The organism is Brevundimonas sp. UBA4553 (assembly GCF_002387245.1).
In the GTDB taxonomy this organism is placed as follows: domain Bacteria; phylum Pseudomonadota; class Alphaproteobacteria; order Caulobacterales; family Caulobacteraceae; genus Brevundimonas.
The window spans coordinates 206,422-228,066 of record NZ_DGLD01000013.1 but is presented as its reverse complement, the minus strand read 5'-3'; the positions used below and the strand labels follow the sequence as shown (position 1 = coordinate 228,066).

Annotated in this window: 20 protein-coding genes, 1 tRNA gene and 1 pseudogene; 19 read left to right on the top strand and 3 right to left on the bottom strand. The window is 68.3% G+C overall.

Going from position 1 to position 21,645, the window contains the following annotated elements; genetic code table 11:
- Position 1: 1 nt before the first annotated feature.
- From B4A39_RS08775 to B4A39_RS08765, 3 genes are read right to left on the bottom strand one after another with little or no spacing between them, the layout of a single operon-like run.
- A complete protein-coding gene (locus B4A39_RS08775; RefSeq protein WP_292035512.1) occupies positions 2-592 on the bottom strand; it encodes a demethoxyubiquinone hydroxylase family protein in 591 nt (196 codons plus the stop codon).
- A gap of 10 nt (positions 593-602) precedes the next feature.
- A complete protein-coding gene (locus B4A39_RS08770; RefSeq protein WP_292035509.1) occupies positions 603-1,142 on the bottom strand; it encodes a disulfide bond formation protein B in 540 nt (179 codons plus the stop codon).
- A gap of 35 nt (positions 1,143-1,177) precedes the next feature.
- Positions 1,178-1,759 (bottom strand): YqaA family protein, encoded by a 582-nt coding sequence (locus B4A39_RS08765; protein WP_292035506.1) that lies wholly within the window; start codon positions 1,757-1,759, stop codon positions 1,178-1,180.
- A 205-nt stretch (positions 1,760-1,964) separates the two neighbouring features.
- Here B4A39_RS08765 and hppD point away from each other — a divergent pair, with 205 nt between their 5' ends.
- The 19 genes and pseudogenes from hppD to B4A39_RS08675 all read left to right on the top strand — a co-directional run bounded on the left by hppD (position 1,965) and on the right by B4A39_RS08675 (position 21,616).
- Positions 1,965-3,053, top strand: a complete 1,089-nt coding sequence (gene hppD, locus B4A39_RS08760) for a 4-hydroxyphenylpyruvate dioxygenase (RefSeq protein ID WP_292035503.1) — start codon at positions 1,965-1,967, stop codon at positions 3,051-3,053.
- Positions 3,054-3,236: a hypothetical protein gene (locus tag B4A39_RS08755; protein ID WP_292035500.1), complete on the top strand. Its 183-nt coding sequence runs from the start codon at positions 3,054-3,056 to the stop codon at positions 3,234-3,236.
- Between the two features lie 147 nt (positions 3,237-3,383).
- Positions 3,384-4,562, top strand: coding sequence for an isoaspartyl peptidase/L-asparaginase family protein (locus tag B4A39_RS08750; RefSeq protein WP_292035498.1), 1,179 nt, complete (start codon positions 3,384-3,386; stop codon positions 4,560-4,562).
- Positions 4,559-5,032 (top strand): methyltransferase family protein, encoded by a 474-nt coding sequence (locus B4A39_RS08745; protein ID WP_292035496.1) that lies wholly within the window; start codon positions 4,559-4,561, stop codon positions 5,030-5,032. The genes B4A39_RS08750 and B4A39_RS08745 overlap by 4 nt, the downstream gene beginning before the upstream one ends.
- On the top strand, positions 5,023-5,322 hold the full coding sequence (locus tag B4A39_RS08740; RefSeq protein WP_292035493.1) for a hypothetical protein: 300 nt from the start codon (positions 5,023-5,025) through the stop codon (positions 5,320-5,322). The genes B4A39_RS08745 and B4A39_RS08740 overlap by 10 nt, the downstream gene beginning before the upstream one ends.
- A gap of 92 nt (positions 5,323-5,414) precedes the next feature.
- Positions 5,415-7,478 carry a TonB-dependent receptor plug domain-containing protein gene (locus tag B4A39_RS08735; RefSeq protein ID WP_292035489.1) on the top strand — a complete coding sequence of 688 codons (2,064 nt, stop codon included), beginning with the start codon at positions 5,415-5,417 and terminating at the stop codon, positions 7,476-7,478.
- 51 nt (positions 7,479-7,529) lie between these two features.
- A complete protein-coding gene (locus B4A39_RS08730) occupies positions 7,530-8,537 on the top strand; it encodes a fumarylacetoacetate hydrolase family protein (protein WP_292035486.1) in 1,008 nt (335 codons plus the stop codon).
- A gap of 62 nt (positions 8,538-8,599) precedes the next feature.
- Entirely contained in the window at positions 8,600-9,121 is a 522-nt protein-coding gene (locus B4A39_RS08725; protein ID WP_292035484.1) for a CcdC protein domain-containing protein, read from the top strand.
- A 71-nt stretch (positions 9,122-9,192) separates the two neighbouring features.
- Positions 9,193-9,277: transfer RNA gene (locus B4A39_RS08720), tRNA-Leu, on the top strand.
- Positions 9,278-9,470: 193 nt separating this feature from the next.
- Complete coding sequence (locus B4A39_RS08715) at positions 9,471-10,031, top strand: TetR/AcrR family transcriptional regulator (protein WP_292035481.1); 561 nt, start codon at positions 9,471-9,473, stop codon at positions 10,029-10,031.
- Positions 10,028-11,713: an MFS transporter gene (locus tag B4A39_RS08710; protein WP_292035479.1), complete on the top strand. Its 1,686-nt coding sequence runs from the start codon at positions 10,028-10,030 to the stop codon at positions 11,711-11,713. The genes B4A39_RS08715 and B4A39_RS08710 overlap by 4 nt, the downstream gene beginning before the upstream one ends.
- Positions 11,714-11,726: 13 nt before the next feature.
- Entirely contained in the window at positions 11,727-12,851 is a 1,125-nt protein-coding gene (locus B4A39_RS08705; RefSeq protein ID WP_292035478.1) for an HlyD family secretion protein, read from the top strand.
- 72 nt (positions 12,852-12,923) lie between these two features.
- Complete coding sequence (locus tag B4A39_RS08700) at positions 12,924-14,192, top strand: multidrug effflux MFS transporter (RefSeq protein ID WP_292035476.1); 1,269 nt, start codon at positions 12,924-12,926, stop codon at positions 14,190-14,192.
- A gap of 52 nt (positions 14,193-14,244) precedes the next feature.
- Entirely contained in the window at positions 14,245-16,203 is a 1,959-nt protein-coding gene (locus B4A39_RS08695; RefSeq protein WP_292035474.1) for a M1 family metallopeptidase, read from the top strand.
- A 136-nt stretch (positions 16,204-16,339) separates the two neighbouring features.
- Complete coding sequence (locus tag B4A39_RS08690; protein ID WP_292035472.1) at positions 16,340-17,014, top strand: DUF1254 domain-containing protein; 675 nt, start codon at positions 16,340-16,342, stop codon at positions 17,012-17,014.
- 53 nt (positions 17,015-17,067) lie between these two features.
- Positions 17,068-17,427 (top strand): annotated as a pseudogene (locus B4A39_RS16455) (DUF1214 domain-containing protein); the annotation flags it as partial.
- 139 nt (positions 17,428-17,566) lie between these two features.
- On the top strand, positions 17,567-18,526 hold the full coding sequence (locus B4A39_RS08685; protein WP_292035469.1) for a DUF1254 domain-containing protein: 960 nt from the start codon (positions 17,567-17,569) through the stop codon (positions 18,524-18,526).
- Positions 18,527-18,861: 335 nt separating this feature from the next.
- Complete coding sequence (locus tag B4A39_RS08680; RefSeq protein ID WP_292035467.1) at positions 18,862-20,529, top strand: amidohydrolase; 1,668 nt, start codon at positions 18,862-18,864, stop codon at positions 20,527-20,529.
- A 112-nt stretch (positions 20,530-20,641) separates the two neighbouring features.
- On the top strand, positions 20,642-21,616 hold the full coding sequence (locus B4A39_RS08675) for a complex I NDUFA9 subunit family protein (protein WP_292035464.1): 975 nt from the start codon (positions 20,642-20,644) through the stop codon (positions 21,614-21,616).
- Positions 21,617-21,645 lie beyond the last annotated feature (29 nt).

The following is a 21,645-nucleotide window of genomic DNA, read 5'->3' as shown; positions in this document are numbered from 1 at the left end:
GTCAGATCCGTTCGCTGATCTTGATGGCGGCCTTGCAGCCGACCTTGATGACGCTCGACAGCAGGCGATAGGCCGGAGCCTCGCGGCTGCCGTGCTCGATGGCGTGGTCGTGGTGGGCCAGTTCCTCCTCGCGGAACCTGGTCAGCTCCGCGGCCAGTTCGGGGTCGCGCTCGCGGACCTCCTCGATCTGGTCGGCGTAGTGTTTCTCGATGACGCTCTCGACCGCCTCGGTGCAGGCGTGGGCGGCCTTCTCCGAGATCAGGGCGGTGCCGGCGCCCAGCGCCGTGGCGGCCAGCTTCCACAGCGGAATCATGGCCGTGGGACGAACGCGGTTTTCCGTCAGCAGGGCCTCGAAGCGGGCCAGGTGGACAGCCTCGTGCCCCTCCATCTCGGTCAGGTCGGCGGCGATGGCGGCCTTGCCCTTGCGGCCTTCCAGCACGGCGCGCTGGGCGCGGTAGATGTGGACGGCGGCGAACTCGCCGGCATGATCGACGCGGAGCATTTCAGCCATGCGAGCGCGGGTCTGGCCCACGCCAGGACGCGGCAGGGGGATGCGGCGGGCGGCGGCGACGGTGTCGGTGGCCTCGGTCATGATCGCTTCCTTACGCCTTGGGCGCTCGCGCGTCCTTGGGACGTTTCGCCGCCAGCAGGCTGAATACGGCCAGGGCCAGGGAGATTATGAAGTTCCACCCCGCCATGGAGACGCCGCCGAAGCTCCACGCCACATCACCGCAGCCGACAATGGGTTTCATCTCGGCGGTGCCGTCGGCCAGGGCGCTGAGCGCGCTGAGGTCGATGGTGGTCGAAGGAATGGCCGAACAGGTCGCAGGCAGGTCCCACCATTTCAGCTCCCCGCCGGCGTGGAAGCCCGCCGTGATCGCGCCGGTGAAGAAGACCGCGGCCAGCAGGAAGGAGGCGATGCGCGGCGTGCCGCGGCTGGCGCGGCTGAACACGGCCCAGAAGGTGGCGGCCCCGGCGATGGCCACGGCGGCCCAGTAGACCTCGCGCTGCTTGAGGCAGAGGTTGCACGGGGCCAGGCCGGCGACCCGCTCGAAGGCGTGGGCGGCGCCCAGCATGGCCAGAGAGGCCGCCAGCGCAAAGGCGGTCCACCAGCCGGTCAGACGTTGATACAGGCGCTTCATCACGCCTTCTTAGACGCAGCCGGGGCCGGCGTCGATCAGTGTCCGATCAGCTTGACCGCAAACACGGCGCCGACCAGCAGGACCAGGAAGAGGACGGTGAACAGGGCCAGTCGTTTCTCGATCACGGCCAGCATGGGCTCGCCCCAGCGCTTGAGCACAAAGGCCACCAGGAAGAAGCGCGCGCCCCGCGTGACGACGCACAGGGCGATGAAGAGGGCCAGATTGAACTGGAAGATGCCCGAGGCAATGGTGATCAGCTTGAACGGGATGGGCGTCAGTCCCTTGATCAGGATGACCCAGGCCCCGTGCTGCTGGAACAGGGCCTTGGAGGCCTCGAAGGTCTCGGCCTTGCCCAGGACCGACAGCATCCACATCCCCACCGGCTCGAGGAAGTAGCCGATGGCGTAGCCCAGCAAGCCGCCCAGGACCGAGGCGATGGTGCAGACCGTGGCGTAGAAGTAGGCGCGCTCGGGCCGGGCCAGCACCATGGGCGCCAGCATGACGTCGGGCGGAATGGGGAAGAAGGAGCTCTCGGCGAACGAGACCACGGCCAGCGACCGGGTCGCGTGACGGTGGCGGGCCAGGGAGAAGACCCAGTCATAAAGCTTGCGAAGCATACAGGCGTCCCGGTTGAGCCGTCGGCTCTAGCAGGCCCAAAGCCGGCGCGCACCCGTCGATAATCGCCTGCGACACCGCAACGTGTCCTGTTTCGACGCAGGCCCGCCTTGCGCGCCATGGGGGCCGACCATTAGGTTCCGCCCCAATCGGCGCCCGGGCTCAAGGGTCGGGGGCGCCCCATAAGACAGTCAGAGGAGACGCGTCATGCAGGACGCCGCCGCCAAACTCGACCAGGAAAACCCGCTGGGCGTGGACGGTTTCGAATTCGTCGAGTTCACCGGCCCGGAGCCGGAAGCCATGATCGCTCGCCTGGAGCTGATGGGCTTCACCCCGACCCATGTGAACCCGACCACGGACGTGGTGCGTCTGAAGCAGGGCGACATCACCATGCTGGTCCACCGCAAGCCCGCGGGCCAGGCGGCCGACTTCGCCAAGGACCACGGCCCCTCGGCCAACGGCATGGCCTTCCGCGTCGCCGACGCCAAGGCCGCCTATGAGGGCGCGCTGGCGCGCGGCGCGGTCAAGGCCGAGGGCGCGAGCGGCGGGGCCCTGGGGAGCGACTATCCCTACATCCTGCAAGGCATCGGCGGTTCGCTGCTCTATGTCATCGACCAGTATGGCGAGCAGGGCTCGCTGTACGAAGCCTGGGACGAGATCGAGGGCTGGGAAGAGGCCGAGCGCAAGAACTCCATGGGCCTCGAGATCCTGGACCACCTGACCCACAACGTGCGTCGCGGCCAGATGCGCACCTGGTCGGGCTTCTACAACTCGATCTTCAACTTCGAAGAGCAGAAGTATTTCGACATCAAGGGCAAGGCGACCGGCCTGTTCTCGCAAGCCATGATCGCGCCCGACCGCGCCATCCGCATCCCGCTGAACGAGAGCCAGGACGAGAACTCCCAGATCGAGGAGTTCATCCGTCGCTACAACGGCGAAGGCATCCAGCACATCGCCCTGACCACCGAGAACATCTTCGAGACGGTCGAGGCCATGAAGGCCCGCGGCGTGGACTTCCAGGACACGATCGAGACCTACTTCGAGCTGATCGACAAGCGCCTGCCCAACCACGGCGAGGACGTGGAGCGGATGCGCAAGAACCGCATCCTGATCGACGGGTCGGACGAAGAGGGCCTGCTGTTGCAGATCTTCACCCAGGACACCTTCGGCCCGATCTTCTTCGAGATCATCCAGCGCAAGGGCAACGAGGGCTTCGGCAACGGCAACTTCCAGGCCCTGTTCGACTCGATCGAGCTGGACCAGATCCGTCGCGGCGTCATCAAGGTCGACGCCTGAATGAAGAGGCGGCCGCCGCACTGGCTGCCCTGGCTCGGCCCGCTTCTGGCGGCCGGGGCCGGGGCGCTGGCCGGGGAATACTGGCTAGGGGGAGGCTTCTGGATGGTGCTGCTGGCGGCGCTGGTCTGCGGCTTCGCCCCCATCCTCGGCTACCGCGTCTGGAAGCGACTGCACCACCGCTGACGTTTTCCTCCCCACTCTGGTGAGGAGGGGGACCACGAAGTGGTGGAGGGGCTTTGCCACTTCAAAAGTGGCCCCTCCGTCACGGCGCTTGCGCGCCGCGCCACCTCCCCATTTCATGTGGAGGAGAAACCCGAGGGGAAACCGCCGATGAAATCCGTCCTGACCGCCGCAGCCGCCCTGACCCTGCTGGCGTCGCCCGCGCTCGCGCAGGAGGCGCCGACCTGGTCGCTGGCCATCCACGGCGGGGCGGGCGTCATCGAACGCGCCAACCTGACCCCTGAACGCGACGCCGCCTATCGCGCCGGCCTGCAGGCGGCGCTGGACGCCGGTTCGGCGGTTCTGGCCCGGGGCGGCTCGGCGCTGGACGCGGTTCAGGCCGCGGTTCAGACCATGGAGGACAACCCCCTGTTCAACGCCGGACGGGGCGCGGTCTTCACCGCCGCCGGCAAGAACGAACTGGACGCCGCCGTGATGAACGGGTCCGACCTGACCGCCGGGTCCGTGGCGGGCCTGACCCGAACCCGCCATCCGATCGCGGCGGCCCGCGCGGTGATGGAGCGATCCCCCCACGTCATGCTGATCGGCGAAGGGGCCGAGACCTTCGCCGCCTCGGTCGGTCTGGAGCAGGTCGAGCCGGGCTTCTTCTTCACCGAGAGCCGCTGGCAGGCCCTGCTGAAGGCCCTGCGCGACAAGAACCTGCCCCTGCCGCCGCGTCCGCAAGGCGCGCCGCCGGAACCCGCCACCCTGGCCCGGCCGGTTCCTCTGGCCTCCCTCAATGAAGCCCCGCTGGACGAGCGCAAGTTCGGCACTGTCGGCGCCGTGGCTATGGACAGCCAGGGGCGTCTGGCGGCCGGCACCTCGACCGGCGGCATGACCGCCAAGCAGTGGGGCCGGGTCGGCGATGTGCCGGTGATCGGCGCCGGCACCTACGCCTCCAACGCCGACGGCTGCGCCGTCTCGGCCACCGGATCGGGCGAGTACTTCATCCGCGCCACCGTGGCGCGCGACATCTGTGCGCGCATTGGCCTGATGCGCGCTAATCAAGACGGAAACCTCAACGCCGCCCTTGAACGCGCCGACGCCGCGAACAAGACGAGCAACGGCGACACCATCACCGCCGTCCACGAACTCCAAATCGAAGCCGTAGCCGCTGACGCCGAGATCGCCGAGGTCGGCGCCATCGGCGGCGACGGCGGCGTCATCGTCATGGGCAAGGACGGCGCGGTCGCCTTCTCGATGAACACCTCGGGCATGTATCGCGGCGAGGCCGGCTCGGGCCGCCCGTCGCGCGTCGCCATCTACGCCGACGAAGAGGCCGCCCGTTGACGACGGCAAAGGACCATCCGGGCGTTATCGCCCCGCCGCCCCTGATCTACCTCGGCTTCCTGCTGGCCGGATTTGGCCTCGGCCAACTGGTCAGCGAGCCTTCCCTAGGGTTGAACGTCGACCTGCGGCGCGGGCTGGCCTTTGTTCTGGTGATCGGCGGCCTGCTGCTGGACGGGATCGCGGCGGGGACCTTCCGCCGTCTGGGCACCCCGCCCGAGCCATGGAAGCCGACCACCGCCCTGGCGACCGGCGGCCTCTATCGCTACAGCCGCAACCCCATCTATGTCGGCTTCGCCATCACCTACGCCGGGTTCGCCCTGGCCATGGACAGCCCGTTCGCCCTGGCCCTGTTGATCCCCTGCCTGATCGTCGTCGACCGCTTCGTCATCGCCCGCGAGGAGCGCTACCTGACGGGCAAGTTCGGCGCTGAATACGAAGCCTACAAAGGAAAGGTCCGCCGATGGCTGTGACCCCGAACCGCCCCGCTCCGCACGCCGACGAATTGTCGGAAATGGCCATTGAGGAACTGGACGCCGCCTGCGGCCTGCTGTGGGTCGAGATGAAGGCCGTCACGCCCTGGGGCGACACCTATGAGGGCACGGCCCCATCGGGCCGGGCGGTCGAGATCGAGCGTCGCTACCTGTGGGCGCACGAGCCCGCCGGCGCCATCGCCGTCGAGGTCGAGGTGCGCGACCCGGCCCTGCGCACCGGGGCCGAGGCCCGCGCCGTGATCTCGCCCCCAAACAGTAAGCAGCCCTGACCCCAGGCGACGGTTTGTCTGCTCGCATCTGACCCGATGACAGTGCAGGGATAGGGTTCGCTTGCGATTCGCTCGCATTAAAGGGGTATTCGATGATCGGTTCGCGCGCAGCCTGGCTGCTGTTGTCGGCCTTGCTGGCCGGACCGGCATGGGGTCAGACAGCGCCAGCAGAGGGAGCCGATGCGCGCAGCCGGGGCGCGGCCCCGACCGGGACCCTCAGCTATCCGGCCGACTTCTACGCCGCGGCGCGGCCTGTCACGGCGCTGGACATGATCGGCCGCACGCCGGGCTTCACCCTGGACGAAGGCGATTCCGTGCGCGGTCTTTCGGGCGCCCAGGGCAATGTGCTGATCGACGGCCGCCGTCCGACCTCCAAGGGCGAGGACCTGGGCGATCTGATCGCCCGCATCGCTGCGGGTCAGGTCGAACGAATCGATATCGTGCGCGACCGGGGCGCGGGGCTGGACATGCAGGGCCACCCCGTGGTCGCCAACATCGTCCGCCGCGCCGATGCGGCCACCACCAGCGGCGCTGTGACCCTGGCCACAGAACGACATGCCGGTGATCGCTGGGCGACGGATGTCGTTGCTGAAATGACTCGCAGCCTGTCAGGCGGTCGTCTGCTGGAACTGTCCGGCTCGCTCTACAACTACGTCGACGACGAAGCCGGGGACGGACGTGAGGAGTTGCGCGATGCTTCGGGTGCCCTGATCGGTTCGGCGGACCGGTTGACGGACGCCGCCGGACACGGCGCCAGGATCAGCGGCGCATGGCGTCAGACCCTGGCCGGCGGCGACCTGTCAGCCAATGGACGGCTGGTCGGAGAACGCTATGAATTCGACCTGCTGGAACGACCTGCGGCTGGCGACGCCAGGCGGATCAACGAGGTTGAGGACGTCCTCGAAGCCGAGTTGGGCCTGGGCTGGGAGCGGGCCTTCGGCGCCAGTCGGTTGCGTCTGACGGGCTTGCAAACCCTGGAGGATGATCAGGAGTTGTCGCGTTCGGTCAGCGGCGACGGGGAAGACCTCTTCCGCAGCAATGAGCGCGCGGGCGAGACCATCGGACGCGCCGCGATCAGCCGTGAACTGGCGTCGCGGAACCTGACGATCGAGGGCGGCGTCGAGGGCGCCTTCAACTGGCTGGAGGGGGCGATCAGCGCCGAGGAAGACGGCCAGGCTGTGGTTCTGCCTTCTTCCAATGTGCGCGTGGAGGAAAGACGGGGCGAAGCCTTCGTCAGCCTTGCCTGGAGCCCCAGACCCGATCTTTCGGCGGAAGCCGGTCTTCGTGTCGAGACCTCGACCCTGTCCCTCAGCGGAGACGCGCCGCTGGAACGCAGCCTGACCTACGCCAAACCGCGCCTGCTGCTGACCTGGACGCCCGATCCGGCCAGTCAGTGGCGGTTGCGGGTCGAACGCGAACTGGGCCAGCTCTCGTTCAGTGACTTCGTCACCTCGGCCAGCCTGGACACGGGGGTCGTCACGGCGGGGGCCGCCGACCTGAGGCCTCAGGACGCCTGGACCGGCGAACTGGTCTATGAGCGCCGCTTCTGGACCGAAGGCGCGATCAAGGCGGCCCTGCTGCATCAGGAGATCACCGACGCGACGGACCGCGTTTTGCTGACAGGACCTGGCTTCGCCTTCGACGCCCCGGGCAATATCGGCGACGCCCGGCGGACCGTCTTCATGGTCGAACTGGCCCTTCCGCTGGACAGGGTCGGCCTGTCGGGCGGCCTGCTGAAAACGACGGTGGAGCGCGCCCATACCCGGGTGACGGACCCCACCACCGGCGAACAACGCCGCCTATCCGGTTACAATCCCTTCGAAGCCGAAATCGAACTGACGCGCGATCTGCCGGGCCAAAACCTGAAATGGGGCCTGACCGCAGAAATCGGCTCGCCCTATCGCGAGTTCCGTTTCGATGAGGTGGTCGAGGAATTCTACCAGCCCTGGTACGGCGCCTTTATCGAATGGACGCCAAGCCCACGCTGGACGGTCGGCCTCAAGGCGGAGAATCTCGGCGACCGCGCCATTCGGGTGGATCGGCAGTTGTTCGACACGCCGCGAGACGGACGTTCGCCCGATCGTATCGAGTATCGCGTCGAACGCACCGGCCCCTACGTCGGTCTGACCCTGCGTCGCGCCCTGGGCGCATCCTGACGCGTCTGCAGGACGTTGATCAGGACGACCGAAAGCGCCTAGACTTTCGCCATGAAACTCGCCTCGCTCAAGCACGGCCGTGACGGCCGCCTCGTCGTCGTCTCCAACGACCTGAACTGGTTCACGGACGCCTTCCTGATCGCCCCGACGCTGCAGGCGGCGCTGGACGACTGGGACCGCTGCGAGCCCCTGCTGCGGGCCCTGGCCGAAAGCCTCGAGCACGAGGCCGTGCCGCGCGGCCGCTTCCACGAGCGCGACGCCGCCGCCCCCCTGCCCCGCGCCTATCAGTGGGCCGACGGCTCGGCCTATGTGAACCACGTCGAACTGGTGCGCAAAGCCCGCAACGCGGAGATGCCGGCCACCTTCTGGACCGACCCGCTGATGTATCAGGGCGGCTCCGACAACTTCCTCGGTCCGCGCGACGCCATCCCGCTGAAGGACGAGACTTGGGGCTGCGACCTGGAGGCCGAGATCGTCGTCGTGACCGGCGACGTGCCCCTGGGCGCCAGCCGCGACGAGGCTCTGGCCGCGATCCGTCTGGTCGGTCTGGTCAACGACGTCAGCTTGCGCAACCTGATCCCCGGCGAACTGGCCAAGGGCTTCGGCTTCGTCCAGTCCAAACCGGCCAGCGCCCTGTCGCCGGTCTTCGTCACGCCCGACGCGCTCGGCGACCGCTGGAACGACGGCAAGCTGTCGGGCGCCCTGTCGGTGCAGTTGAACGGCCAGGACTTCGGCCAGGCCGACGCCGGCGTGGACATGACCTTCGACTTCGGCGTGCTGATCGCCCACCTGGCCAAGACGCGCTCGCTGGGCACCGGGACCATCATCGGTTCGGGCACTGTGTCGAACAAGGACGCCGACGGCGGCCCGGGCAAGCCGGTGGCCGACGGCGGCCTGGGCTATTCCTGCATCGCCGAGGTCCGCACCGTCGAGACCATCCTGACCGGCGAGGCGAAAACGCCCTTCCTCAAGCACGGCGACACGGTGCGCATTGAGATGCTGGACGACGCGCGCCACACGATCTTCGGCGCCATCGAACAGACGGTCTCGCCCGCCTGATCTCCGCTTTTCGAGCGCCGTTCGCCGCGTTAGGCTGACGGCGTTCGGAGGGGGAGTTCCGCATGTCGCCTGAAACCATGGGGCCGCTGATCGGCATCGCCGTCGCGGTGATCATCGTCCTGCTGCGCAATCGCCGGAAACGGACGCTGCGACCGCATCTGCTGTGGGTCACGCCCGTTCTGGTCACCACGCTGATCGGGGTCGGGCTCTGGGCCAACACCCAGCATCCGCACTTCGGCCCCCTGGCCTGGCTCGCCTTCATCGTCGCCCTGGGTCTGGGCGGCGTCGCCGGCTGGTGGCGCGGCAAGACCATCACCATCGAGAAGGAACCGGACGGCTCACTGAAGGCCCAGGCCTCGCCGCTGGGTCTGATCCTGGTGATCGGCCTGTTCGCCGCGCGGGCGGGCCTGCGCGAGGTGATGGACGCCAACGCCGCCGCCTGGCATCTGGACGCGGTCGTCGTCACCGACGCCTTCATGATCTTCGCCATCGGCCTGATCGTGATGCAGCGCGTCGAGATGTACATCCGCGCCCGGCGCATTCTGGCCGGCGGAACCGATCGTCACGTCGAGGTTGCAGCCTAGTTTTGGCAGCGGCGCTTTCGCGGATTGACCCCCCGAATTCCGCCGCTAGATTGCGCGCCTCCCAGACCTGTGCCGGTGTGGTGGAATTGGTAGACGCGCTGGATTCAAAATCCTGTTCCGAGAGGAGTGCCGGTTCGAGCCCGGCCACCGGCACCACGTCTGGATGAGCGCCTGAAGAGGCGCTTTCCCCACGCTTCCTGACATCGTCATCGACCCGGAACGCAGCCTTGGCCGTTCTGGCGCATTCCGCTGGGCGAGGAGGAATGTCGCGCGCCGTCGCATGACGAAACAAAGAATGAGTTCGAGCGCTATTGATTAAGCGGACACAAGTGTCCACTTGGCGATCTTCATGACCCGTCCCTTGCGAAAAGACGCCGCCGAACGCCGCGAGGCGCTGCTGATAGCCGCCGCCGAGGCCTTTGCGCGCGATGGGCTGGACGCCCCTCTGCACCTGATCGCCGAACAGGCGGGCGTGGGACGGGCGACGCTGTATCGCAACTTCGCCGACCGGTCGGAGCTGGCCCTGGCGGTGTTTCTGGAACAGATCGAGGACCTGGGTCGCCGGACGCACGACCGCCTGGATGATCCCGAGGTCTTCCTGTGGTTTCTCGGCCAGATGGTCGAGCTGATGATCCGCAGCGCCGGCCTGTCCACCGCCATCCGCGACCTGAGGGACGAGGCCCTGGCCCCGATCCGCAGCGGCCTGAAGCAGGCCGGCGCCGAGGCGCTGCGCGTATCCCAGTCGGCGGGGCGGGTGCGGCCGGACCTGACGATCGAGGACATCCGCGTCATCGCCCTGATGCTGGGCGCGCCGTCGCGCACAGCCGCCGCCGCCGACCGCGACCTGTTGAGCCGCCGCACTCTGGAGCTGGTGCTGGACGCCGTCCGACCCCAGGGGCGCCCGGCATGAGCCGCCGCAACTGGGACCTGCCCTGGGACGACTATCTGGCGACGCTGAAGCCGCACGAGCGGCCGGCCTTGCCGGGCTCGCCGGCCACGCCCGACCACTCGACCGCCTGGCGCCTGGCCTACGCCGCCGTCGGCGTTCTGGTGGCCCTGACCGGCAGTCTCGGCAATGCCGCGGTCACGGCCAACATACCCCTGCTGGCGGGGTCGCTGGGCGTGACCACGACCGAAGCCGCCTGGCTGCCCGTGGTCTTCGTCATGACCAACGCCTGCATGAACCTGCTGCTGGTCAAGTTCCGGATGCAGTATGGCCTGCGCCTGTTCACCGAGATCATCCTGATGGTCTTCCTGGCGACGGCGGCGGCCCACCTGTTCCTGGAGGACTACGGCTCGACCCTGGTGGTGCGGGGCATCGCCGGGATCGCGGCGGCGGGCATGTCGACCCTCGGCATCCTCTACATCATCCAGGCCTTCCCGGCGCAGCATCGGCTGAAGGGCATCATCATCGGCGTCGGCCTGTCCAGCCTGGCCATCCCGCTGGCGCGGCTGGGCGTGGGCCGCCTGCTGGACCACGACCTGTGGCGCGCCGTCTATATGTTCGATCTGGGCCTGGTGCTGATCGCCCTGCCCGCCGTCTTCGCCCTGAAGATGCCGCCGTCGCAGCGGGTCAAGACCTTCGAGAAGCTGGACTTCGTCACCTTCGCCCTGTTCGCGCCGGGCATCGCCCTGCTGACCGCCGTGCTCGGCCTGGGCCGGATCGTGTGGTGGACCGAGGCGGCGTGGATCGGTTGGGCCCTGATCGGCGCTCTGATCCTGCTGACCGCCGCCGTGGTGGTCGAATACAATCGCACTAATCCGCTGATCGACCTGAAATGGCTGGCCGGGCGCGACATCGTGCGGCTGACCCTGGCCATCATCCTGGTGCGGATCGTCCTGTCGGAACAGACGACGGGCGCGGTCGGCTTCCTGCAGCAGATGGGGCTGGGCAACGATCAGATGCACGGCCTGTTCTGGGTCATGCTGCTGGCCACGGCCGCCGGCACCCTGACCAGCGCCCTGACCCTGAACCCGCTGAAGCTGTGGAAGCCCATCTCCATCGCCCTGGGTCTGATCGCGGTCGGGGCCTTCATGGACAGTCACGCCACGGTGCTGACGCGTCCGTCCAACCTCTATCTCAGCCAGGCCCTTCTGGCCTTCGCCGCCGCCTTCTTCATCGGCCCCACCATGATCATCGGCTTCGGCAAGGTGTTGCAGGGCGGCGGCAAGAACCTGATCAGCTTCATCGTCGTCTTTTCCATCGGCCAGAACATCGGCGGCCTGATGGGCTCGGCCCTGGTCGGCACCATCCAGACGATCCGCGAGAAGTATCACTCCAACCAGTTGAGCGAGAGCATCACCCTGGGCGACCCCGACGTGGTCCTGCGCCTGCAGCAGCTGGGCGGAGCCTACGCCCACACCCTCGGCGACGCCGCCCAGCGCCAGGCTCAGGGCCTGAAGCTGTTGCAGCAGCAGGTCAGCCAGCAGGCTCAGGTTCTGGCCTACAACGACGTCTTCCTGCTGATCTCCGCCGCCGCAGCCCTGGGCGCCGCCTGGGTCGCCCTCAACCATTTCCGCCCCCGTATCGAGGCGCGCCGCGCCGCCAACCGCGAGGCGGCGCAAGCCGCCGCAGCCGCCGCTGTCGAATGACCCGGACCCGACCATGACCGACGCCACTCCCTCACCCGTTCCCGCCGCTCCGGCTCCAGCCGCCCCGCCGCCGCCCGCCGCGCCCGCGCCCCAGCCGTCCAGCAGTCGACGCGTCATGATCAGCGTGGTGCTGGCGCTGATCGCCCTGGTCGGTGTCGGCCTGATCCTGCACGCCTGGCGGCTGCCGCCCTTCGACGGCGGGCCGCAGACCACCGACAACGCCTATGTGCGCGGTCAGGTCACCGTCATCAGCCCCCAGGTCAGCGGCTATGTCACCTCCGTCCCGGTGCAGGACTTCCAGACCGTGCAGCAGGGCCAGCTGCTGGCGACGATCGACGACCGCATCTATCGCCAGAAGCTGGAACAGGCGCAGGCGGCCCTGCACGCGGCCGAAGCCGCCCTGGCCAACTCGGCCCAGAGCCAGGCCTCGGCGCGCGGCTCGGTCGCCCAGACCCGCGCCTCCATCGCCGGCGCCGAGTCAGCCGTGACCAAGGCCCGCGCCGACGCCCAGCGCGTGCGCACCCTGTTCGCCGGGGGCTGGGTCGCCCAGGCCCAGGTGGACACGGCCCAGAACGCCCTGCGCGCCGCCGAGGCCCAGCTGGCCGCCGCCCGCGCCGCCGAGGGCGTGGCCCAGACCGGCGTCACGTCCGCCGTGGTCAGCCGCGGCTCCCTGGAAGCCGCAGTAGAGAACGCCCGCGCCCAGGTCCGTCTGGCCCAGATCGACCTGGACAACACACGCATCACCGCGCCGCGCGCCGGTCGCCTGGGCGAGGTGTCGGTGCGCGTGGGTCAGCAGGTCTCGGTCGGCACGCAGCTGACGGCCCTGGTCCCCGACGCGATCTGGGTCACGGCCAACATGAAGGAGACGCAGATGCGCGATGTCCGCGTCGGCCAGCCGGTCGAGATCGCCGTCGACGCCCTGGGCGGGACGAAGCTGACCGGCCGGGTCGAGCGCATCGCGCCCGCCGCCGGATCGGAGTTCAGCGTCATCCGCCCCGACAACGCGACCGGCAACTTCACCAAGGTGGCTCAGCGCATTCCCGTCCGCATCGCCATCGACCCCGGTCAGGAGGCCGCCGCGCGACTGGCCCCCGGCATGTCGGTCAAGGCCCGGATCGACGTCAGCGACGGGCGCTGACGTCGTGTTGCAACGCAAAATTCATGCGCCTTCGGGGTTGCGTCAGCCTGACGCAGGCCGCATCAGGTCCCGATGACCAACGCCCCGACCACCACAGCCGCCGCCTCCAAGGGGCCGGGGTTCGCCGAATTCGTCTGCCTGATCGCCATCATGATGGCGCTGAACGCCCTGGCCATCGACGCCATGCTGCCGGCCCTGCCGCACATCGGCGAGGACCTGGGCGTCGCCAATGAAAACACGCGGCAATGGGTCATCACCGCCTATCTGCTGGGCTTCGGCGGCGCGCAGCTGTTCTACGGCCCGCTCGCCGACCGCTTCGGTCGCCGACCCATCCTGTTCACCGGCATCGGCCTCTATGTGGCGTTCAGCATCCTGGCCGCCTTCGCCCAGTCATTCGAGTGGCTGATCCTGTCGCGCATCGGCATGGGCCTGGGCTCGGCGGCGACGCGGGTCCTGGCCGTGTCGATCGTGCGTGACCGCTATTCGGGCCGGACCATGGCGCGGGTCATGTCACTGAGCTTCCTGGTCTTCCTCGGCGTGCCGATCCTGGCCCCGACCGTGGGGCAACTAATCATGCTGGTGGCGCCGTGGCGCTGGATCTTCGGCTTCTTCGCCCTGTTCGGCGGCAGTTTCCTGCTGTGGGCCGCCCTGCGCCTGCCCGAGACCCTGCACCCGGAAGACCGGATGCCGATCAAGGTCAAACGCATCGCCGGCGCCTTTGGTCAGGCCCTGAGCAATCGTCAGGGCATGGGTTACACCCTGGCCATGACCGCGATCAGCGGCGCCCTGTTCGCCTTCATCAACTCGTCGCAGCAGATCTTCTTCGACGTCTTCAAGTCGCCCGGCCTGTTCACCACCGTCTTCGCCATGGTCGCGGGCGGCATCGCCCTGGCCTCGGTGCTGAACTCGCGCATGGTCGAGAAGCTGGGCTCGCGCCTGATCGCTCACACGGCCCTGTTCGGCTTCATCGGTTTCAGCGTCCTGCACGCCGTCATCGCCTATGCGGGGCATGACAGTCTCTGGATGTTCGCCACGCTGCAGGCCTGCAAGATGTTCTGCTTCGGCTTCATCGCCGGGAACTTCGGCTCCATGGCCATGGAGCCCATGGGCCATATCGCCGGCACGGCCGCCTCGGCCCAGGGCTTCATCTCGACCATCGGCGGCGCCCTGCTGGGCTTCTGGATCGGCCAGCATTTCGACGGCACCACCGTGCCGATGACGGTCGGCTTCGCCGCCCTCGGCGTGCTGGCCCTCGTGCTGGTGCTGGTGGCGGAGAAGGGACGGCTGTTCAAGGCTCACCACCTGCGCCCGGTCGCCGCCCCGGGCTCAACCAAGGCTTGATCTTTCGCGGCGGAGGGAGCCTTTTCGCACGCATCTGAATACGGAGCGTTCGATGTCCCTGAAGCTGGTTGGGCAGGTTTCCGCCCTCGCCCTCGCCGCCGCCCTTGTCTCTTCCCTGGGCGCCTGCGCCACCGCGCCCGGAGGCTCGTCGATGACCTCGCCTGCCGCTGAGGCCCCCGCCTTCGCCTACGCCAACGACATCCACTCCAACGCCCGCCCGGCCGAGGCGCGCGTCGGCCATGTGGCGCTGGACCTGACCGCCGACTTCGCCGCCAAGACCCTGTCGGGCTCGGCCACGCTGGACGTCACCGGCCGCGTCGGCGCGACCGAAGTGGTGCTGGACACCAAGAACCTGGACATCCGCGGCGTGCGCGACGCCCAAGGCCGTCCCCTGCGCCATGCGCTGGGCGCCGTCGACGCCATCAAGGGTCAGGCCCTGACCGTCCACCTGCCCGCCTTCGCCGGCGCCGAGGTCCAGAAGGTCGTCATCGACTATTCAACCCGCCCCGACGCGGCGGCGCTGCAATGGCTCAGCCCGCAGCAGACGGCGGGCGGCCAGAAGCCCTATCTGTTCAGCCAGGGCCAGGCCATCCTGACCCGCACCTGGGTCCCGACCCAGGACAGCCCCGGCATCCGCCAGACCTATTCCGCCCGCATCGTCGCCCCCGCCGACCTGACCGTGGTTATGTCCGCCGAGCACCTGACGCCGCAGGGCGAGGCCGCGGGCGCCGGCCAGAAGGCCTGGCGCTTTGACATGGATCATCCGATCCCGCCCTATCTGATGGCCATCGGCATCGGCGACATCGCCTTCGCCTCCTTCGACGGCCGCACCGGCGTCTGGACCGAGCCGAGCCGTCTGGAGGCCGCCCGCGCCGAGCTGCAATCCACCCCGCGCATGGTCGATGCGGCCGAGGCCCTCTACGGCCCCTATCGCTGGGGCCGCTACGACCTGCTGGTCCTGCCGCCCAGCTTCCCCTTCGGCGGGATGGAGAACCCGCGCCTGACCTTCGCCACCCCGACCATCATCGCCGGGGATCAGTCCCTGGTCTCGCTGGTGGCGCACGAACTGGCCCACAGCTGGTCCGGCAATCTGGTGACCAACGCCACCTGGTCGGACATCTGGCTGAACGAAGGCACCACCGTCTATTTCGAGAACCGGATCATGGAGGCCCTGTACGGCCGCGACCGCGCGCTGCAGGAGCAGGTCCTGGGCTGGGGCGAGCTGTCGGCCGAACTGGCGACCACCGCGCCGGACGACACCAAGCTGCACATCGACCTGACCGGGCGCGACCCCGACGACGGCCTGTCGGGCGTGCCCTATGAGAAGGGCGCGGCCATGCTGCGCACCATCGAACGCATCGTCGGCCGCGAGACGTTCGACGGCTGGCTGCGCGGCTACTTCGACCGCCACGCCTTCCAGCCCATGACCGACGTCGGCTTCCTGGCCGACATCCGCGAGCACCTGATCAAGGGCGACGCGGCGCTGGAGGCCCAGCTGCAGCTGGAGAACTGGATCTACAAACCGGGGATGCCGTCGAACTGGATCCCGCCGGTCTCCCACGCCTTCGAGGCCGTGGACCAACAGGCCAAGACCTTCTTCGCCGACAAGGGTCCGGCATCGGCCATCGACTGGAAGAACTGGAACACCCAGCAACGCCAACGCTTCCTGGCCTGGCGTCCCGAGGGCCTAGTGGCCGGCGCCGACTGGCTGACCCCGGCGCAACTGGCCGACCTGGAGAAGACGCTCAACCTGGCCAATGAAGGCAACGCCGAGCTGACCTTCGCCTGGCTGCAGATCGCCCTGGCGCATCGCTATGAGCCCGCCGTCGCCACCGCCGACCGCTTCCTGACCAGCCAGGGCCGTCGCAAGTTCGTCCTGCCCCTGTTCCAGACCCTGTGGGGCGAGGGCGACTGGGGCCGCCCGATCGCCACCCGCATCTACGCCAAGGCCCGGCCGCTCTATCACCCAGTCACCTCGGGCTCGGTGGATCAGCTGGTGGGCCGTCCGTAAGGCCGACCTGTCCGGGCTTCCCTGCGATGCGGGGAGGCCCGGACGCCTCCACGGTATGGCCAGCACGGGTCTCAGGGTTTGAGCCGATGGGATCCAGTGCGGAGGCCGATACACTCCTGGAATCCAGGAGAGGCGCATGGCGGGAATTTCGGACCGGGATATCGTCGAAGCCTACCAGTACATGCTCGCCCGCTGGCTGGTTTTGCGGCAGGAGCGACGCGATCTCGACGAGGGTTTTCGCTGGAACGCGATCATCCACCGCGCGCCCGGCGGCGTTTCCTGGGCCAATCCCAACCTCGACGTCGCCTATAGCGAGGCTTGGATCGCCGTCGACGACGACAGCGCCACCATCCTCGATCTGCCCGAGATCAGGGATCGATATTACACCTTTCAGCTTCTGAACGGCTGGGGCGAGGTGGTGTTGAACATCAACGAGCGAAACTTCCCGGATCATGCCTTCGGCCGGTTCGCGCTGTGTTTGAAGGGAGCGGAGGTTGACCTGCCAGACGACGTGCTTCGGGTTGATCTGCCCGGTCGGAAGTCGCGACTGCTGATGCGCGTGGAGCTCGGCAGTGATCCGGCGGAGGCGATCAGGCTCCAGAAATCTACGACCTTGCGGGCTACCGGCGAGCCCCGCCTACCCGATCCTGTCCCGATCGATTTCGAACTTTTCCCCGGCGCCGAAGCGTTTGACCGAACCGACGACGTCCTGGACGACGAGCAGACATCAATCCAGGCGTGGCGTCCTTGCAGGTCAAGGCCCGCGCCGTGGCGGCGGCCGTGCGCGATCCGGCGGAACGCACCCGAATAGATGGCGTCATTCAAACCCAGGCTGTCCCGACCTTCCTCGATGCCGTCAAAGGCATGGGCCAATCCGTCAACGGCTGGGTTCGCCCCCGCATTATCGGCAATTACGGCTCCGACTGGCAGATGCGCACAATCGCCAATTTTACAGGCATTTGGGCGAACAACACACAGGAAGTGATCTACTTCGTCGCGCGTGAAAACGATGGCGGAAAGACGATCTCGCTAACCTTTCCCGCCAACGCGTCGCCCGATCAGAAGACGCGCTACTTCTGGTCCGTGATCGCCGTGGATTCGCGCGAGTTCCGGGTGATCGCCAACCCGCTCGGCCGGTTCCTGCTCAATAACCAGTCCGGTCTTCACCGCGACAGCGACGGGTCCCTGACCTTGTGGTTCGCGCCGGAAAAGCCCGACGCCAGCCCGGAACCCAACTTGGCTGCCGACGCCGAAGGGCGGACGCTACAACCTGACCTTCCGCTTCTACGGGCCGTCCGAAGATGTGGTGAGCGGCGACTACTTTCCACCGCCCCTGAGGGAGGGCGCCTGAGGAGGACAGCGCATGGCGGATCCAATCCCCGTCACCGTAGACAACTTCGTTCGCGCCGAGAGCGACATGTATTTCGGCCATCCGGTGGCTCTGGTGGGCATCGGCAAGTGGCATCATGCCAGAGAGCTGATGCCGCTGGATCGGCAGACCGTCATTCGCGGCAATCGCGACACGGTCTATTCATCGGCCGTGTTCGATCTGGACGCCGGACCTGTGACAATCACCCTGCCCGATCCCGGTCAGCGCTTCCTCTCGATGCAGGTGTTCGACGAGGACCAATACACCCGACCTACGATTTACAAGTTCGGCAGCTACACGCTCGACCGCGCCGATTTCGACACCCGCTACGTCATGGTCGGCATTCGCACGCTGGTGGACCCGATGAAGCCCGGCGATCTCGAACAGGTCCATGCGCTGCAGGACGCCATCGCCATCGCGCAGCCGGGCGGCCCCGGCCGTTGGGAGGTTCCGGCCTGGGACCCGGAGAGCCAGAAGACGGTGCGCGACGCGCTGCTCGTGCTGGCCGGGACGGTCAGCGATACCAGCAAGGCGTTTGGTTCGAAGGCGGAAGTCGACCCCGTACAGAGGTTGCTTGGCGCAGCCTCAGCTTGGGGGGCCAACTCGCCACGCGACGCCATCTATCTCAACTTCGTCCCAAACGAGAATGACGGAGCGACGGTCTACAGATTGAAGGTGCCGGCGGACGTGCCTGTCGATGGGTTCTGGTCCGTGAGCGTCTATGGCGCGGACGGCTATTATCATCCGAACTCCTCGGATCGCTACACACTGAACAACCTCACCGCCATCAAGGATGCGGACGGCGGAGTGGCTATCCAGTTCGGCGGCTGCAGCGAGACAACGCCCAACTGTCTGCCGACCTCCCCGGGTTGGAACTACATGGTGCGTCTCTACCGACCCCAAGATGAGGTGCTGCAAAACAGGTGGCGCTTTCCCGAAGCACAAGCCGTCTGAAATTTGCACGGGCATGCAGACTGTTCGCCCCCGCTGTCGCAACCTCGCGCTCCAAACCTCGTGATTTTCCGGGTTTGCGCGCCGCTCGGCGCCTCATTCCAGGCGCTGTCGCCAGGCGTGCGATGATGGCTTCGGGTCTTTGACATCGCCATTCGCCGCCTGACCGCCCCATCACCGAGCAAGGTCGTCCGGCCCGTTCCCACGGAGCGCCCGCTCCTGCGGCTCGCCATTGCACCTATTGCACTGTTTTTTCCGAGGCGCCGTGCAATACGCCGGCCCGGACTTGACGGCGGACCTTGCGACCCGCTCCCTGCGCTGACGTTGGAGGACGCCCCATGATCCGCACCACCCTGAAGGCTATCCCGCTGGCCGCCGTCCTGATGGCCGCCGCCGCGCCCGCCGCCTTCGCCCAGAACCTGCTGATCCGGGGCGGGACCATCCACACCGGAGTCGAGGCGCAACCCACCGCCGAGATCGTGGCCGTGCGCGACGGTCGCATCGCCTATGTCGGGGCCGCCGCCGGCGCGCCTTCGACCGAGGGGCTGGAGGTGGTGGACCTGAAGGGCGCGACCCTGTTTCCCGGCTTCACCGACGGCCACGCCCATCTGGACGGCATCGGCTGGCGCGAGATGACGCTGAACCTGGAAGGCTCGACCTCGGTCGCCGAGGCCATGCAAAGGCTGACCGACTGGGCCAGGGCGCACCCGGAGGGCGTCATCGTCGGGCGCGGCTGGATCGAGACCCACTGGCCCGAGAAGCGCTTCCTGACCGCAGCCGATCTGGACGCCGCCGCCCCTGGTCGCGTGGTGCTGCTCAGCCGGGCCGACGGCCACGCGGTCGCCGTCTCCAGCGCGGCCCTGACCGCCGCCGGGATCGACGCCGCGACCGCCGCCCCCTCGGGAGGCGAAATCCTCAAGGACGCCGCAGGGCAGCCCACGGGCCTGCTGGTCGACGGGGCCATGCCCCTGGTCGAACCCCTCATGTCACAGGCCGACGCCGCGGCGACACGCGCCGCCTATCGCGCCGGGTTTGACGTCTACGCCCGCTACGGCTGGACCGGCGTCCACTTCATGAGCGCCCCGTGGAAGGACGTGCCCCTGCTGGAGCAGATGGCGCGCGACGGCGAGGCGCCCCTGCGCGTCTACAACAGCATCGACATGGGCGACGCCCGCGCCCTGATGGCGGGCGGCCCCCGCGACGCCGCTGACGGGCGGATCATCACCCGCGCCGTCAAGTTCTACGCCGACGGCGCCCTGGGCTCGCGCGGGGCGAAGCTGTTCCAGCCCTATTCGGATCGGCCGGAGACGTCGGGCCTGATGCTGGCCTCGCGCGACACCGTCATGCCCCTCTATCAGGAGGCCCTGCGCACCGGCGTCCAGATCGCCACCCACGCCATCGGCGACCAGGGCAACCATGACGTCGCCGCCTGGTACGAAGAGGCCCTGCGCACCGTGCCGAAGGCCGAGTGGAAGCTGGCCGACCCGCGCTGGCGCATCGAACACGCCCAGATCATCCGGCCCGCCGACTACCACTACTTCGACGAGCTGCCGATCATCGCCTCGATGCAGCCCAGCCACGCCATCGGCGACCTGCATTTCGCCGCCGACCGCCTGGGCGACGCCCGGCTGGACGGGGCCTACGCCTGGCATACCCTGGTGGACCGGGGCGTGATCGTGGTCGGCGGCTCGGACGCGCCGGTCGAGCGCGGCGATCCCCTGATCGAGTTCTACGCCGCCGTGGCGCGCCGCGACCTGAACGGCTTCCAGGGGCCGGACTGGCGTCCGAACGAGGCCGTGGACCGGGCGACGGCGCTCAAGATGTTCACCCTGTGGCCGGCCTACGCCAGCTTCCGCGAGGATGAGCTGGGCTCCATCGAGGTCGGCAAGCGGGCGGACTTCACCGCCTTCGACATCGACCTGATGACCGTCCCCGCCGCCGCCATCCCCAAGGGCCGCGCGGTCCTGACCGTGGTCGACGGCCAGGTGGTCTATCGGGCCGACTAGATGCCGCTCGCCCTGCCGTGCGTTGCGGCGGGGCGGCGCATCGGTTAAGCCCCGGCCATGGTTTTCTTCTCCGGCCGCCCGCCAGCGGCCGGGCTTGGCGTTGGAGCGCTAGATGGCTGATTTCGCCCCCGGACTGGTCACCGTTTTCGGCGGCTCGGGCTTTGTCGGAACCCAGGTGGTGCGGGCCCTGGCCAAGCGCGGCTGGCGCGTGCGCGTCGCCGTGCGCAAACCGGCCCTGGCCTATGAGCTGCGCATGGCCGGCGACGTCGGCCAGATCCAGACCGTCCGCTGCGACATCACCGACAAGGCCGCCGTGGCCGAGGCGCTGAAGGGCGCCGACGCCGTGGTCAACCTGGTCGGCATCCTGTTCGAGACCGGCGGCCGCAAGTTCGAGGCCCTGCACGTCCAGGGCGCCGTCAACGTCGCCGAGGCCGCCAAGGCCGCTGGCGTCAAGCGCCTGACCCACATGTCGGCCATCGGCGCCGACGTAAACGGCAAGGCCGACTACGCCCGCACCAAGGGCGCCGCCGAGGCCGCCGTCCGCGCCGCCTTCCCCGGCGCCGTGATCGTCCGCCCCTCGATCATCTTCGGCAAGGAAGACGCCTTCCTGAACCGCTTCGCCGCCATGGCGACCTTCTCGCCCGCCCTGCCGCTGATCGGCGGCGGCGTGACTAAGTTCCAGCCCGTCTATGTCGGCGACGTGGCCGAGGCGGTCGCCCGGGCGACCGTCTCGCCAGAGGCCGAGAGCAAGACCTTCGAGCTGGGCGGCCCGTCGGTCTGGACCTTCGAGGACATCCTCAAGTTCATCCTGCGCGAGACCAACCGCAATCGCTTCCTGGTTCCCGTCCCCTTCTTCGCCGCCCGCATCCTCGGCTCGCTGGCGCAGATCCCCGCGGCCATCGGCCTGGCCCCCGCCCTGACCAAGGATCAGGTGGTGCTGCTGGAGAGCGACAACATCGTCTCGCCCGGCGCTGACGGTCTGGCCGAGCTGGGCATCGAGGCGACGGGCCTGGAGGCCATCGCGCCGAGCTACCTGTTCCGCTACCGCGTCGGCGGGCAATACGCCGAGAACCCCGCCGCCGCCTGATCGGCGCACTTACGAAAAAGAAAAACCCC